The organism is Pseudacidovorax sp. (assembly GCF_017991995.1).
GTDB lineage: Bacteria > Pseudomonadota > Gammaproteobacteria > Burkholderiales > Burkholderiaceae_C > Xenophilus.
This window is the reverse complement of record NZ_JAGOPN010000012.1, coordinates 110,207-124,769: the sequence shown is the minus strand read 5'-3', so window position 1 is coordinate 124,769 and position 14,563 is coordinate 110,207. Positions and strand designations below refer to the sequence as shown.

General features: G+C 66.6%; 12 protein-coding genes. 1 reads left to right on the top strand and 11 read right to left on the bottom strand.

All coding sequences use genetic code 11. The features are described from left to right. Positions 1 to 5 precede the first annotated feature (5 nt). The 11 genes from KBC94_RS17195 to KBC94_RS17145 form a co-directional block, all read right to left on the bottom strand. A complete protein-coding gene (locus KBC94_RS17195) occupies positions 6 to 1,286 on the bottom strand; it encodes a YeaH/YhbH family protein (protein WP_294372922.1) in 1,281 nt (426 codons plus the stop codon). A 40-nt stretch (positions 1,287 to 1,326) separates the two neighbouring features. Then, positions 1,327 to 3,249: a PrkA family serine protein kinase gene (locus KBC94_RS17190; protein ID WP_294372752.1), complete on the bottom strand. Its 1,923-nt coding sequence runs from the start codon at positions 3,247 to 3,249 to the stop codon at positions 1,327 to 1,329. Positions 3,250 to 3,725: 476 nt separating this feature from the next. After that, entirely contained in the window at positions 3,726 to 4,871 is a 1,146-nt protein-coding gene (dnaJ, locus tag KBC94_RS17185) for a molecular chaperone DnaJ (RefSeq protein WP_294372750.1), read from the bottom strand. Positions 4,872 to 4,960: 89 nt separating this feature from the next. Next, entirely contained in the window at positions 4,961 to 6,904 is a 1,944-nt protein-coding gene (gene dnaK / locus KBC94_RS17180) for a molecular chaperone DnaK (RefSeq protein WP_294372747.1), read from the bottom strand. A gap of 103 nt (positions 6,905 to 7,007) precedes the next feature. Then, positions 7,008 to 7,562: a nucleotide exchange factor GrpE gene (gene grpE / locus KBC94_RS17175; RefSeq protein ID WP_294372744.1), complete on the bottom strand. Its 555-nt coding sequence runs from the start codon at positions 7,560 to 7,562 to the stop codon at positions 7,008 to 7,010. A 188-nt stretch (positions 7,563 to 7,750) separates the two neighbouring features. Further along, a complete protein-coding gene (locus tag KBC94_RS17170; RefSeq protein ID WP_043113473.1) occupies positions 7,751 to 8,107 on the bottom strand; it encodes an FKBP-type peptidyl-prolyl cis-trans isomerase in 357 nt (118 codons plus the stop codon). A gap of 62 nt (positions 8,108 to 8,169) precedes the next feature. Further along, positions 8,170 to 8,511 (bottom strand): winged helix-turn-helix transcriptional regulator, encoded by a 342-nt coding sequence (locus KBC94_RS17165; RefSeq protein WP_017759147.1) that lies wholly within the window; start codon positions 8,509 to 8,511, stop codon positions 8,170 to 8,172. An 87-nt stretch (positions 8,512 to 8,598) separates the two neighbouring features. After that, a complete protein-coding gene (gene asd / locus KBC94_RS17160) occupies positions 8,599 to 9,453 on the bottom strand; it encodes an archaetidylserine decarboxylase (RefSeq protein WP_294372735.1) in 855 nt (284 codons plus the stop codon). A gap of 85 nt (positions 9,454 to 9,538) precedes the next feature. Then, positions 9,539 to 11,122, bottom strand: a complete 1,584-nt coding sequence (garD, locus tag KBC94_RS17155; RefSeq protein WP_294372732.1) for a galactarate dehydratase — start codon at positions 11,120 to 11,122, stop codon at positions 9,539 to 9,541. Between the two features lie 37 nt (positions 11,123 to 11,159). Then, on the bottom strand, positions 11,160 to 12,290 hold the full coding sequence (locus KBC94_RS17150) for a mandelate racemase/muconate lactonizing enzyme family protein (RefSeq protein ID WP_294372729.1): 1,131 nt from the start codon (positions 12,288 to 12,290) through the stop codon (positions 11,160 to 11,162). A gap of 43 nt (positions 12,291 to 12,333) precedes the next feature. Further along, positions 12,334 to 13,293, bottom strand: a complete 960-nt coding sequence (locus KBC94_RS17145; RefSeq protein ID WP_294372727.1) for a tripartite tricarboxylate transporter substrate binding protein — start codon at positions 13,291 to 13,293, stop codon at positions 12,334 to 12,336. A gap of 246 nt (positions 13,294 to 13,539) precedes the next feature. Here KBC94_RS17145 and KBC94_RS17140 point away from each other — a divergent pair, with 246 nt between their 5' ends. Then, positions 13,540 to 14,544, top strand: coding sequence for a LacI family DNA-binding transcriptional regulator (locus tag KBC94_RS17140; protein ID WP_294372724.1), 1,005 nt, complete (start codon positions 13,540 to 13,542; stop codon positions 14,542 to 14,544). Positions 14,545 to 14,563 lie beyond the last annotated feature (19 nt).

The following is a 14,563-nucleotide window of genomic DNA, read 5'->3' as shown; positions in this document are numbered from 1 at the left end:
CCCACTTAGGCGGCGGCTGCCGCGCCTTCCTTCTTGAACAGATCGCGGAACACCGGGTAGATGTCCTGCGCGCTCGACACCTTGCGCATCGCGAAGTGGCCGAAGCGCTCTTCGAGTTGCGTGTATTCCTGCCACAGGTTCTGTTCGGCCTCGGCCACCTGCACATACGCGTAATAGCGCACCAGCGGCAGGATCGAATCGGCCAACAGCTCGCGGCAGCGCCCGCTGTCCTGGTGCCAGTTGTCGCCGTCGCTGGCCTGCGCGCCGTAGATGTTCCACTCGCTGCTGGGGTAGCGGGCGCGGATGATGTCGCGCATCAGCACCAGCGCGCTGGAGACCACCGTGCCGCCGGTCTCGGTGGCATGGAAGAAGTCGTCCTCGCTCACTTCCTGCGCCTGCGTGTGATGGCGGATGAAGACGAGTTCGATCTTCTCGTAGTGCTTGGTCAGGAACAGGTACAGCAACATGAAGAAGCGCTTGGACATGTCCTTGCGCGCCTCGTCCATGGAGCCGGAGATGTCCATCAGGCAGAACATCACCGCCTTGGCGCTGGGCACCGGCGTGCGAACCCGGCTGCGGTATCGCAGGTCGATGGGATCGATGTAGGGCACATGCCGCGCGCGGCGGCGGATGCCGTCCAGCTCGTCCTGCAAGGACTTCAGCAGTTCCGCATCCGGCTCGGGCTCGCGCGCCAGGTCGGCAATGCGGGCTTCGAGCGCGCGGATGTCCTTGCGGTCCTGCCCGCCCAGTGCGATACGCCGCGCGAGCGCGCCGCGCATGGAGCGCACGACATGCAGATTGTTGGGCGTGCCGTCGCTGGTGAAGCCGGCACGGTGGCTCTTCCACTCGGGCACCTCGGCCAGCTGCGTGCGGATCAGGTGGGGCAGGGCGAGGTCCTCGAAGAAGACTTGCATGAACTCCTCGCGCGTCAGTCGGAAGACGAAATCGTCCTCGCCTTCGCCACTGTCGCTCGCCTGGCCGCTGCCCGAGCCGCTGCCGCCCTGGCCCTTCGGCCGCTCGATGCGGTCGCCGCGCACGTACTCCTGGTTGCCCGGGTGCACGTACTCACGGTTGCCGCCCTGGGCATGCCCGAAGGTGGGTTCGGACACGTCGCGCCGCGGCAGGGTGATGTCCTCGCCTGCCTCCAGGTTGCGGATGCCCCGGCCGCTGACCGCCTTGCGCACCGCGTCGCGGATCTGCGTGCGATAGCGGCGCAGGAAGCGCTCCCGGTTGCCGACCGACTTGTTCTTGCCCGACAGGCGCCGGTCAATGATCTGCTGGAACATCGCCAAGGTGCAGCACCTCCATGGTGGCGGAGACGATCGGTCAGGACGACTTGCGCACGCGCAGGTACCACTCGCAGAGCAGGCGCACCTGCTTGGGCGTATAGCCCTTCTCGACCATGCGCGTGACGAAGTCCTCGTGCTTCTTCTGCTCGTCGGCGCTGCTCTTGGCGTTGAAGCTGATCACGGGCAGCAACTCTTCGGTGTTCGAGAACATCTTCTTCTCGATCACCGTGCGCAGCTTCTCGTAGCTGGTCCACGTCGGGTTGCGGCCACTGTTGCTGGCCCGCGCCCGCAGCACGAAGTTGACGATCTCGTTGCGGAAGTCCTTCGGATTGGAGATGCCTGCGGGCTTCTCGATCTTCTCCAGTTCGGCATTGAGGGCCGCACGGTCGAAGACCTCGCCGGTGTCCACGTCGCGATACTCCTGGTCCTGGATCCAGTAGTCGGCATAGGTCACGTAGCGGTCGAAGATGTTCTGACCGTACTCGGAGTAGCTCTCGAGGTACGCCGTCTGGATCTCCTTGCCGATGAACTCCGCATAGCGCGGCGCCAGCATCTCCTTGATGTAGCCGATGTACTTCTGCTCGGTCTCGGGCGGGAACTGCTCGCGCTCGATCTGCTGCTCCAGCACGTACATCAGGTGCACCGGGTTGGCGGCGACCTCGGTGCTGTCGAAGTTGAAGACCTTGGAGATGATCTTGAAGGCAAAGCGGGTGGAGACACCACTCATGCCCTCGTCGACACCCGCATAGTCGCGGTACTCCTGCAGCGACTTGGCCTTGGGATCGGTGTCCTTCAGGTTCTCGCCGTCGTAGATCTGCATCTTGCTGAAGACGTTGGAGTTCTCCGGCTCCTTCAGGCGCGTGAGCACGGAGAACTGGGCCATCATCTTCAGCGTGCCCGGCGCGCAGGGCGCGGCGGCCAGCGAGGAGTTGCGCACCAGCTTGTCGTAGATGCGGATCTCTTCCGAGACGCGCAGGCAGTACGGCACCTTGACGATGTAGATGCGGTCGAGGAACGCCTCGTTGTTCTTGTTGTTGCGGAAGGCCTTCCACTCGCTCTCGTTGCTGTGGGCCAGCACCACACCGTCGAAGGGAATGGCGCCAAAGCCTTCCGTGCCCTTGAAGTTGCCTTCCTGCGTGGCGGTCAGCAGTGGATGCAGCACCTTGATGGGCGCCTTGAACATTTCCACGAACTCCAGCAGGCCCTGGTTGGCCAGGCAGAGGCCGCCGGAATAGCTGTAGGCGTCGGGGTCGTCCTGCGCATAGGTCTCGAGCTTGCGGATGTCGACCTTGCCGACCAGCGAGCTGATGTCCTGGTTGTTCTCGTCGCCCGGCTCGGTCTTGGCCACCGCGATCTGCTTGAGCACCGAGGGATAGCGCTTGACGACCTTGAACTGCCGGATGTCCCCGCCGTATTCCTCCAGCCGCTTGACAGCCCAGGGCGAAAGGATGCGCTGCAGGTAGCGCCGGGGGATGCCGTATTCCTTCTCGAGGATCTCGCCGTCCTCGGCAGCATCGAAGAGGCCCAGCGGCGACTCGTTCACCGGCGAGCCCTGGATGGCATAGAAGGGCACCTGCTCCATCAGCTGCTTGAGCCGTTCGGCGATGGAGCTCTTGCCGCCGCCCACCGGGCCGAGCAGATAGAGGATCTGCTTCTTCTCTTCGAGCCCCTGGGCCGCATGGCGGAAGTACGAGACCACCTGTTCGATGGCGTCTTCCATGCCATAGAACTCGCGGAAGGCCGGGTAGATCTTGATGACCTTGTTCGCAAAGATCCGCGACAGGCGCGGGTCGTTGCGGGTGTCGACCACCTCCGGATCCCCGATGGCCTTCAGCATCCGCTCGGCGGCTGTCGCGTAGGCCGTGGCGTCGCGCTTGCAGACGTTCAGGTAGTCCTGCAGCGACATGACCTCTTCGCGCGTTCGCTCGTACCGGGCGGTGAAGTTGCTGATGACGTCCATGGGTGCACACCTCCAATGGGTCGGCAGGATTCAACATCGAGCCACAGCGGATGACCAGGCCGCCAGGCTCCGGAAACTCCTCAAGACGCGGTTCCAGCATACGGCAGAACTTCGCGCGGCGTGCGCTTCGATGAAGGGCCGAAACCCGCCCAGTTCTTGGGGCCGCACACCGGGCCGAAGTTCCAACCCGGCTGGCACACCTTCTATTACGCAAAAGACGTGCCGTTGGATGGAGCCATGCATGCAAACCCGCAGGAATCGAGGGAAAGACCTACGTCCGTCGGTGTCGCCCCACAGGCGCGTAGGCCGAGGACCTCAGCGAAACCAGCGAAGGGAGCGTGGCCGGCCGACAACACTTCCTGGCGGCTGCGGGCGCGGCGCCCGCCGGGCCGGGACACGAAAAAGGCGCTGGCGACCGGAGTCGCGCAGCGCCTGAGCGGTGGCAGAGGAGGGCGCGAAGCACCTCCCCTGCGGGATCAGCTGAAGAATTCCTTGGCCTTGTCCAGCCAACCCTTCTCCTGCGGGCTGTGCTTATCGCCCCCCTTCTTGAGCGACTCGTCCAGGTCCTTGAGCAGCTTGCGCTGGTACTCGGTCAGCTTGACCGGCGTTTCCACCCGGATGTGGCAGTAGAGGTCGCCCGGATAGCTGGAACGCACGCCCTTGATGCCCTTGCCGCGCAGGCGGAACTGCTTGCCGCTCTGCGTGCCTTCGGGAATGTCGATAGCGGCCGGACCCTTGAGCGTGGGCACCTCGATCTCGCCGCCCAGCGCCGCGGTGGTCATGCTGACCGACACCATGCAGTGCAGGTCATCGCCGTCGCGCTCGAAGACCTCGTTCTTCTTCAGACGGATCTCGATGTAGAGGTCGCCCGGCGGCCCGCCGTTGGTGCCCGGCTCGCCATTGCCGGTGCTGCGGATGCGCATGCCGTCGTCGATGCCGGCGGGGATCTTCACCTCCAGCGTCTTGTTGTTCTTGACCTTGCCCTGGCCGTGGCACGTGGGGCAGGGCTCAGGAATGATCTTGCCCGTGCCGCGGCATTGCGGGCAGGTCTGCTGCACGCTGAAGAAGCCCTGGCGCATCTGCACGGCGCCCGAGCCGTGGCAGGTGGTGCAGGTGATCGGCTTCGTGCCGGGCTTGGCGCCGTTGCCGTGGCAGGTGCCGCATTCGTCCCAGCTGGGGATGCGGATCTGCGCGTCCTTGCCTTCAGCCGCCTCTTCCAGCGTGATCTCCATCGCGTAGCTGAGGTCGCTGCCGCGGAACACCTGCCGGCCGCCGCCGCGGCGCGCCCCAGCGCCGCCGCCGAAGACGTCGCCGAAGATGTCGCCGAAGGCCTCGGCGAAACCGCCGAAGCCCTCGGGCCCCCCGCCCATGCCGCCCCGCATGTTGGGGTCGACGCCAGCGTGGCCGTACTGATCGTAGGCCGCGCGCTTGTCGGCGTCCGACAGCATCTCGTAGGCCTCCTTGGCCTCCTTGAACTTCGCCTCGGCCTCGGTGGCGGCATCGCCCTGATTGCGGTCAGGGTGGTACTTCATCGCCAGCTTGCGATAGGCCTTCTTGATCTCGTCCTCGCCCGCGTTCTTGGGAACGCCGAGGACCTCGTAGTAGTCGCGTTTGCTTGCCATGGGACTCGCGCGGAAGCGGTTCGGTGGAAAACGAAAAGAGGCTGGACCACCCTTGGACAGGTGACCAGCCCCGCGTCAGCTCAAGGCATTCAGCCCTTCTTGACTTCCTTGACCTCGGCGTCGACCACGTTGTCGTCGGCCGGCTTGGCGCTCGCATTTTCTGCGCCAGCGCTGCTGGCGCCGGCGGCGCCCGCTGCGGCTTCGGCCGCCTGCGCGTCGGCGTACATCTTCTCGCCCAGCTTCTGGCTGGCGGTCATCAGCGCCGTGGTCTTGGCCTCGATGGCATCCTTGTCGTCGGACTTCAGGACTTCCTCGAGTTCCTTGATGGCGGCCTCGATCTTGTCCTTCTCGCCGGCGTCCAGCTTGTCGCCATGCTCGCCCAGCGACTTCTTGACGCTGTGGACCATGGCCTCGCCCTGGTTGCGCGACTGCACCAGCTCGACCTTCTTCTTGTCCTCGGCGGCGTTCAGCTCGGCGTCCTTCACCATCTTCTGGATCTCGTCCTCGGACAGGCCCGAGTTCGCCTTGATGGTGATCTTGTTTTCCTTGCCGGTGCCCTTGTCCTTGGCACCGACGTGCAGGATGCCGTTGGCATCGATGTCGAAGCTCACCTCGATCTGCGGCGTGCCGCGCGGCGCCGGCGGAATGCCTTCCAGGTTGAACTCGCCCAGCAGCTTGTTGCCCGAGGCGATCTCGCGCTCGCCCTGGAACACCTTGATCGTCACGGCCGGCTGGTTGTCGTCGGCCGTCGAGAAGGTCTGCGCGAACTTCGTCGGGATCGTGGTGTTCTTGGTGATCATCTTGGTCATCACGCCGCCCATCGTCTCGATGCCGAGCGACAGCGGGGTCACGTCCAGCAGCAGCACGTCCTTGCGGTCGCCCGACAGCACCTGGCCCTGGATGGCGGCACCGACGGCCACGGCCTCGTCAGGGTTCACGTCCTTGCGCGGCTCCTTGCCGAAGAACTCCTTGACCTTCTCCTGCACCTTGGGCATGCGGGTTTGGCCGCCCACCAGGATCACGTCGCTGATGTCGTTCACGCTGATGCCGGCGTCCTTGATGGCCGTGCGGCAGGGGGCGATGGTGCGCTCGACCAGGTCCTCGACCAGACTTTCCAGCTTGGCGCGGGTCAGCTTGATGTTCAGGTGCTTCGGGCCGGTGGCGTCAGCGGTGATATAGGGCAGGTTGACGTCGGTCTGCGACGAGTTCGACAGCTCGATCTTGGCCTTCTCGGCCGCTTCCTTCAGGCGCTGCAGGGCCAGCACGTCCTTCGACAGATCGACGCCCTGTTCCTTTTTGAACTCGGTGATGATGTAGTCGATGATGCGCTGGTCGAAGTCCTCGCCGCCCAGGAAGGTGTCGCCGTTGGTGGACAGCACCTCGAACTGCTTCTCGCCGTCGACGTCGGCGATCTCGATGATCGACACGTCGAAGGTGCCGCCGCCCAGGTCATACACGGCGATCTTGCGGTCGCCCTTGTCCTGCTTGTCCAGGCCGAAAGCCAGCGCGGCCGCGGTGGGCTCGTTGATGATGCGCTTGACTTCCAGGCCGGCGATGCGGCCGGCGTCCTTGGTGGCCTGGCGCTGGCTGTCGTTGAAGTAGGCCGGCACCGTGATCACGGCCTCGGTCACAGGCTCGCCCAGGTAGTCCTCGGCGGTCTTCTTCATCTTGCGCAGCACCTCGGCGCTGATCTGGGGGGGCGCCATCTTCTTGCCGCGCACTTCCACCCAGGCGTCGCCGTTGTCGGCCTTGGAGATGGCATAAGGCATCAGGTCGATGTCCTTTTGCACTTCCTTCTCTTCGAACTTGCGGCCGATCAGGCGCTTGACCGCATACAGGGTGTTGCGCGGGTTGGTGACCGCCTGGCGCTTGGCCGAGGCGCCGACCAGCACTTCGCCGTCTTCCTGATACGCAATGATGGACGGCGTGGTACGCGCGCCTTCCGAGTTCTCGATCACGCGGGTGTTGTTGCCCTCCATGATCGCCACGCACGAGTTGGTCGTGCCCAGGTCGATGCCGATGATCTTGGCCATGTGTCGTTACTCCTGAATCTGAAGAATCTGTTGTGCTGAACTTGTGGATAACCCGGTCGGATTCAAGGGATCCGCCGGGGATTTCCTGTGGAGCAATGTCGAATTACTTGGGCGCCGCGACGGTCACCAGAGCCGGCCGCAGCACGCGCTCTGCGATGGTGTAGCCCTTCTGCAGCACGCTCACGACGGTGTTGGCTTCCTGCTCGGCCGGGACCATCGAGATGGCCTGGTGCTGGTGCGGGTCGAATTTGGTGCCGGCGGCAGGCGCCACCTCGATCACCTTGTTGCGCTCCAGTGCGCTCTTGAGCTGGCGCAGCGTGGCTTCGGCGCCTTCGCGGATCTGCTCGGGCGTCGCCTCCTTGATGGCGAGGCCGGCTTCCAGGCTGTCGAGCACGGGCAGCATGCTCTCGGCGAAGGACTCCACGGCGAACTTGCGTGCCTTGGAGATTTCCTCGTCGGCGCGGCGGCGGGCGTTCTGAACGTCGGCCTGGGCGCGCAGGTATTGGTCGGCCAGCTCGGCCGACTTGGCCTTCAGCTCTGCCAGCTCGGCTTCCAGGTTCTGCATGGCCGTGCCCTCGGTGTGCACGGCGTCATTCTGGGCGTCGGCGGCGGCCTGTTGGCCTTCCGGGGCGGGCGAATGGGGGGTGTTCTCCGTCATGGTCGATGGAACGTTGGGGTTCGAAACTGCCCAGCAGCTAGGGGCCCCAAGGCCCTTTTCAAGGTGGGGATGCTGCGCAAAGGCTAAGAAATTTCCAATGAGGGCCGCCAGGGCCATCGAGGAAGGCGATTGAGCCGAAGCAAAAAGGCGGCCGTCGTGGGCCGCCTGGGTGCGCAGGGGCGCGGGGCTCAGCGGGCGTCGAGCAGCTCGACGTCGAACTTCAGGGTGGCATTGGGCGGAATCACGCCGCCGGCACCGCGGGCGCCATAGCCCAGGCCCGGGGGGATGATCAGGGTGCGCTTGCCGCCGACCTTCATGCCGGCCACGCCTTCGTCCCAGCCCTTGATCACGTGGCCGGCGCCCAGCGGGAAGGCGAAGGGGTCGTTGCGGTCCAGGCTGGAATCGAACTTCGCGCCCTGCTGGCCGTCGTTGTAGAGCCAGCCGGTGTAGTGCACATGGACGTACTGGCCGGCGCTGGCCTCGGCGCCTTCGCCGACGACGGTGTCTTCGTACTGCAGGCCGGATGCGGTGGTGGGCATGGAGATTCCTTTGGATGGACGGGCCGCAACGGCAGCGGGGGCCGGGCGGCGGGGGCAAACGCGCGAGTTTAGGCGGAGGGCGATGCCTCGGCGGGTGTCGCGGGTGTCTTCTTGACGAGACCGACCTGCCAGCGGCCGGCAAAGGCCTGCAGGTCGGACAGGCGCTTGAGCAGGTCCTGACCGCTGGTGGTGAGGCAGTAGCCGTCGCCGCCATGGCACAGCAGGCCGGCCTCGCGCAGTTCCTTGATGCGGGTGTTGAGGGTGTTGGGCGTGATGCCGCCCACGCTGTCCTGCAGCAGGCGGAAGGTCTGCGGATGGCCGTCCCTCAGGGCCCACAGCACGCGCAGCGCATACCGCGCTTCGAGCAGCGCCAGCAGTTGCCGCACGGCGGCCTGGTCTTTGGAGCTCATCGGCAAACCCTCCTCGTCGTGGGCCCGGGGCGGCCCGGGGTGTCGTCTCGGGGCTGGTGCCGGCACCGCGGCCGGTCGTGTCGCAGTCTATCGGTGCGCACCCGCACCGGCCATCGGCTCGCCCAGACGCACCGCGCGCCCTGGCGCCCAGTCCTTGTTGAACGACAGGGCCGGCGGCGGAAAGAGCATCACCACCGTCGAGCCCAGCAGGAAGCGTCCCATCTCCTGGCCCTTGACGAAGCGCAGGGCCGGATCGTCGTAACGCCATTCGCGGATCTCGCCGCCGCGTGGTGGATTGACCACGCCATGCCAGACGGTCGCCATGCTGCCGACGATGGTGGCACCCACCAGCACCAGTACGAAAGGACCGTGGTCGCTCTCGAAGACGCAGACCACCCGCTCGTTGCGGGCGAAGAGCCCCGGCACCCCGCGCGCCGTGGTCGGATTGACCGAGAACAGCGCCCCCGGCACATAGATCATGCGCGTGAGCCGCCCATCGCAGGGCATGTGGATGCGGTGGTAGTCGCGCGGACTCAGGTAGAGCGTGGCGAAGCTGCCGTCCTGGAACTGCGCCGCCAGGCCGGCATCACCGCCGACCAGGGCCGTGGTGGAATAGCGGTGGCCCTTGGCCTGGAAGATCTGGTCGCCCGCGACGGGGCCGAACTGGCTGATGGCGCCATCCACCGGGCAGACCAGCGGTGCGTCGGCGATCGGCCGGGCGCCGGGCTTGAGGGCGCGGGTGAAGAAGTCGTTGAAGCTCGCGTAGCGCGCGATGTCGCTCTCGATCGCCTCGCTCATGTCGACGCCGTACTTGGCGACGAAGTTGCGGATGATCCAGGTCGTCAGTGCGCCGCGCTCCTTGCCGGCCACCCAGCCTGCGAAGGAGGTCAATGCCTGCTTGGGATAGAGGTACTGGGGGAGAACGGCGAGACGGTCGGACAAGGGGACACCGGCGATCGTGGGCTGCCGATTCTATCGAGGGGGTCCCGGTGCGCCGCCCCGGGATTTGTACGGTGCAGGCGGAGCCTCAGGTCACCGGCGCGGGGTTGAACAGCACCAACTGGTTGTGCAGCTTCCACTGCTCGGCCCATGTCTTCTTGCGGCCCGAGGCCACGTCCAGCATCAGGCGGAACAGCTCCCAGCCCACGTCCTCGATGCTGGCCTCGCCGTCGGCGATGCGGCCGGCGTTGACGTCCATCAGGTCGTGCCAGCGGCGCGCCAGATCGCTGCGGGTGGCCACCTTGATGACCGGCGCCTCGGCCAGGCCGTAGGGCGTGCCGCGGCCGGTGGTGAACACATGCAGGTTCATGCCGGCGGCCAGCTGCAGCGTGCCGCAGATGAAGTCCGACGCCGGTGTCGCCGCATACAGCAGCCCCTTCTGCCGCGCCTTCTCGCCCGGCGCCACGACGCCGCTGATGGGCGCGCTTCCGCTCTTGACGATGGAGCCCATGGCCTTTTCGACGATGTTGGACAGGCCGCCCTTCTTGTTGCCCGGCGTGGTGTTGGCACTGCGGTCCACCTGGCCGCGCTGCAGGTAGGCGTCGTACCAGGCCATCTGCTCGATCATGGCCTGCGCCACCTCCGGCGTGGCGGCGCGGGCCGTGAGCTGGTCGATGCCGTCGCGCACCTCGGTCACCTCGCTGAACATCACGGTGGCGCCGGCGCGCACCAGCAGGTCGGTGCAGAAGCCCACCGCCGGGTTCGCTGTGACGCCGCTGAAGGCATCGCTGCCGCCGCACTGCACGCCCACCACCAGCTCTCTGGCCGGCACCGTCTCGCGGCGGCGGGCATTGAGGCGCGCCAGGTGCACCTCGGCCTGCCGCAGGATGGAATCGACCATGGACATGAAGCCCACGTGGGCCTCGTCCTGCAGGCAGACCACGTCCAGCGGGGCTTCCTCGGCCTTGCCGACGTCGGCGACGTTTCGCTCGTCGACGAGCGGGATGCTGCCCGGCGGCAGCAGCCGCTCGGGCTGCAGCTTCTCGCAGCCCAGGCTGACCACCATCACCTCGCCGCCGAAGTTGGGGTTGAGGCTGATGTGGCGCAGCGTGCGGATCGGCACCACCGCATCGGGCGCATCGATGGCCACGCCGCAGCCATATGAATGCTCGAGCGCCACCACGTCATCCACGTTCGGATAGCGCGGCAGCAACTCGGCCTTGATGCGCTGCACGGCGAAGTCGGTCACACCGGCTACGCACTGCACCGTCTGGGTGATGGCCAGTATGTTGCGGGTGCCGACCGAGCCGTCGGCATTGCGGTAGCCCTCGAAGGTGTAGCCCTCCAGGGGCGCAAGGGGCTCGGGCCGCACGGTGGCTATCGGCAGGCCTTCCAGCGAGCGAGCCTCGGGCATGCGCAGCAGGCGCTCGTGCACCCAACTGCCGCGCGGGATCGGCTTGAGCGCATAGCCGATGTTGACGTTGTAGCGGCGCACCGCACCGCCTTCGGGAATGTCCTCCAGCGCCACCTTGTGGGCCTGGGGCACTTTGTCGACCAGCGTAAGGCCATCGGCGAACACGGTGCCGGCCGGCAGTCCGCCGTCGTTGGCCACGATGGCCACGTTGTCGGCGGGATGCATGGCGATGCGAAGGGGCGGGCGGGTGGAGCTCATCGGGGGATCTTCGTCAGGTCAAGGCGCGAATGGACGCTTAGGCGCGTTCGCCCACTTCGGCCGTCTCGCGGGTCCAGCTGCGGGCCTGCTCGCTCAGCGACAGGCCCATGCCCGGGCGCGTGGGCACCAACATTCGGCCGCCCGCGATCTCCAGCCGTTCGTTGAACAGCGGTTCCAGCCAGTCGAAGTGTTCGACCCAGGGTTCGGTCGGGTAGATGGCACCCAGGTGCACATGCAGTTCCATGGCGAAATGGGGCCCCAGCATCAGACCTGCATGCTCGGCCTGGGCCGCAATCTTGAGGAAGGGCGTGATGCCACCCACGCGTGGGGCATCCGGCATCAGGTAGTCGGCAGCGCGATGGCGGATCAGGTCGCCGTGCTCGGCGGCGCTGGTGAGCATTTCGCCCGTGGCGATGGGCGTGTCGAAGGTCGCGGCCAGGGCGGCGTGGCCCTCGTGGTCGTAGGCGTCCAGCGGCTCCTCGATCCACACCAGGTTGAACTGCTCGAAGATGCGGCACATGCGCTGCGCCGTCGGCCGGTCCCACTGCTGGTTGGCATCCACCATGATCGGCACATGGTCGCCCAGGTGCTGGCGCACTGCCTCCACACGCTGGATGTCGATCCTGCCGTCGGGCTGGCCCACCTTCAGCTTGATGCCGCCGATGCCGCGTTCGATGGACGCGGCCGCGTTCACCTTCAGTTGGTCGATGGGCGTGTGCAGGAAGCCCCCGGAGGTGTTGTAGCAGCGCACCGACTCGCGCTGCGCCCCCAGCAACTTGGCCAGCGACAGCCCAGCGCGCCGCGCCTTGAGGTCATACAGCGCCACGTCGAAGGCGCCGATGGCCTGCACGCCCATGCCGCTGCGGCCGACCGAGGCGCCGGCCCAGCACAGCTTGGTCCACAGGCGCGCGATGTCGCTCGGGTCCTCGCCCAGCAGCGCAGGCGCCACCTCCTTCGCGTGCGCGAACTGGCCGGGACCGCCGGCGCGCTTCGAATACGAGAAGCCCAACCCGCGGTGCCCGTCCTTCGTCTCCACCTCCGCGAAGAGCATGGCGATCTCGGTCATCGGCTTCTGCCGTCCGGTGAGCACCTTGGCGTCGCTGATGGGCGTGGCCAGCGGCAGGTAGCAGGAGGACAGGCGGATCCAGGTGATGCGGTCGTGGGACATGGCGTGCAGGAGGGAAGCGTGCGGGGCAGGGCGAGGTCGATGCTCAGTCGAGCGAGATCTTTCCGGTCTCGATCACCTTCTTCCAGCGGGCGGACTCGGCCTGCATGAAGGTGGCGAACTGGGCCGGCGTGTTGGTCACCATCTCGAAGCCGATGCCGGTGAACTGGTCCTTGACGCGCGGGTCGTTGAGGGCGGCGACGAAGGCGGCGGCGGCCTTCTCACGAACGTCCTCCGGCAGGCCCTTGGGGGCCACGATGGCCTGCCAGGAGGTCACTTCGACGCCCTTGACGCCCAGCTCCGACAGCGTGGGGACGTCGGGCAGCACCGGCGATCGCTTGGCGCTGGTCACGGCCAGCGGGCGCATGCGGCCGGCCTTGATGTACTGCAGCACGGCGTTCACGTTCTGGAAGGAGGCATCCACCTGGCCACCCATGAGGTCGGTATGGGCCGGACCGCCGCCCTTGTAGGGCACATGGATGCCGGTGGTGCCGGTCTGCTGCCAGAACAGCTCGGCCGTCAGGTGGTCGCTGGAGCCGGCGCCGGCGGAGGCGAAGGTCATCTTGCCCGGATTGGCCTTCTCGTAGGCGATGACGTCGGCCACGCTCTTGTGCGGTGACGCGGCCGGCACGACCAGCACGTTGGGCGAGGCCACGGCCACGGTGATCGGATCGAAGTCCTTGAGCGGATCGAACTGCAGGCCCTTCATCAGGTGCGGCACGATGACCAGCGGGCCGAGGGAGGTGACCAGGAAGGTGTTGCCATCGGCCGGCGCGCGCTTGACGAAGGTGGCGCCGATGGTGCCGGTGGCGCCGGCCCGGTTGTCCACGATGAAGCTCTGCTTGAGCGACTCGCTCATCACCGGCATCAGCGCCCGGGCCACCTGGTCGGTGGAGCCGCCGGGAGGGAAGGGCACGACCAGCGTGACGGTCTTGTTCGGCCAGGCGTCGGCGGCGGCCGCGGCCAGTGACAGGCCGGCCAATGCTGCGCAAAGGAATTTCTTCATGATGTCTCCTGATTGGATGGGCTGAAATGACAACGTTGTCATTTTGGCGCGCAGATCCGGCTTGTCATTACTGTTGGAGTACCGGAACGGACGGCGGTCGAATGATATCGTTGTCATTTCTGCTGTCAACGTGCCCTCCTACGCGACTGGGTGCGCGCGCTTCGGCAAGGGGTGCCGCGGCACGGACGCCCCGGGGCCGCGAGCGTCGTCGGGCGTGAAGCTGTTAGGCTCCCGGGCCTTCCTGCCATGAGCGTTTCTCCGCCCCTCAAGCCCGCCACGCTGCACGACGTTGCACGTGCAGCAGGCGTCTCGCCGATCACGGCCTCGCGGGCCCTCAGCAATCCTGCCCTGGTGTCGCCCAAGACCATTGCCCTGGTGCAGCAGGCAGTGGAGGCAACGGGCTACATCCCAAACCTTCTCGCCGGCGGCCTCAAGTCACGTCGCAGCCGCATGGTCGCGGGCATCGTGCCGGCGCTGTCGGTCGCGCAGTTCCTGCCATCCGTCCAGACGCTGACCGAGACGCTGGCGGAGGAGGGCTACCAGGTGCTGCTGGGTCAGACCCGTTACGACGCCGTCCGTGAAGAGGCGGTGCTCAACACCATGATCAGCCGGCAGCCCGATGGCATCGTCTTCGCTGGCCTGATCCAGTCACAGGCGGCGCGTGAGCGGCTGCGGCGCGCGGGCGTGCCGGTGGTGGAAATCTGGGATCTTTCTCAGCGCCCGGTGGACATGCTGGTGGGCTTTTCGCATCTCAAGGTGGGCGGTGCGTTGGCGGGCTTCTGCCTCGCCAGGGGCTGGCAGCGCGTGGGCATCGCCACCGCCGACGATCATCGCGCGATGCAGCGGCGCGAGGGCTTCATTGCCGCCTTCGGCCGCGAGGTGCCCACGGCCTGCGTGGCTGCGCCCAGCAATCTGGAACGTGGCCGTCGCGCGCTGGCCGACCTGCTGGCGCAGGATCCCGCATTGCGCATGGTCTGCTGCAGTTCCGACCAGTTGGCGCATGGCGTGCTGGTCGAAGCCCATGCGCGCGGCCTGCGCGTGCCGCAGGACCTGGCCATCTGCGGCTTCGGCAATGCCGACTTTTCCGCCCATCTGCTGCCCAGTCTGAGCACGGTGCTGGTCGACGGGCCCGGGATTGGCCGCCTGGCCGCCGAGATGGTCCTGGCCCGCGCGCGCGGCGAACCGGTCGCTCAGCCGGTCGTGGACGTTGGCTTCCGCATCGTCGAACGCGAATCCACGGCCGGTGGCTGAGCGGCGGTCGTGTGAGGCG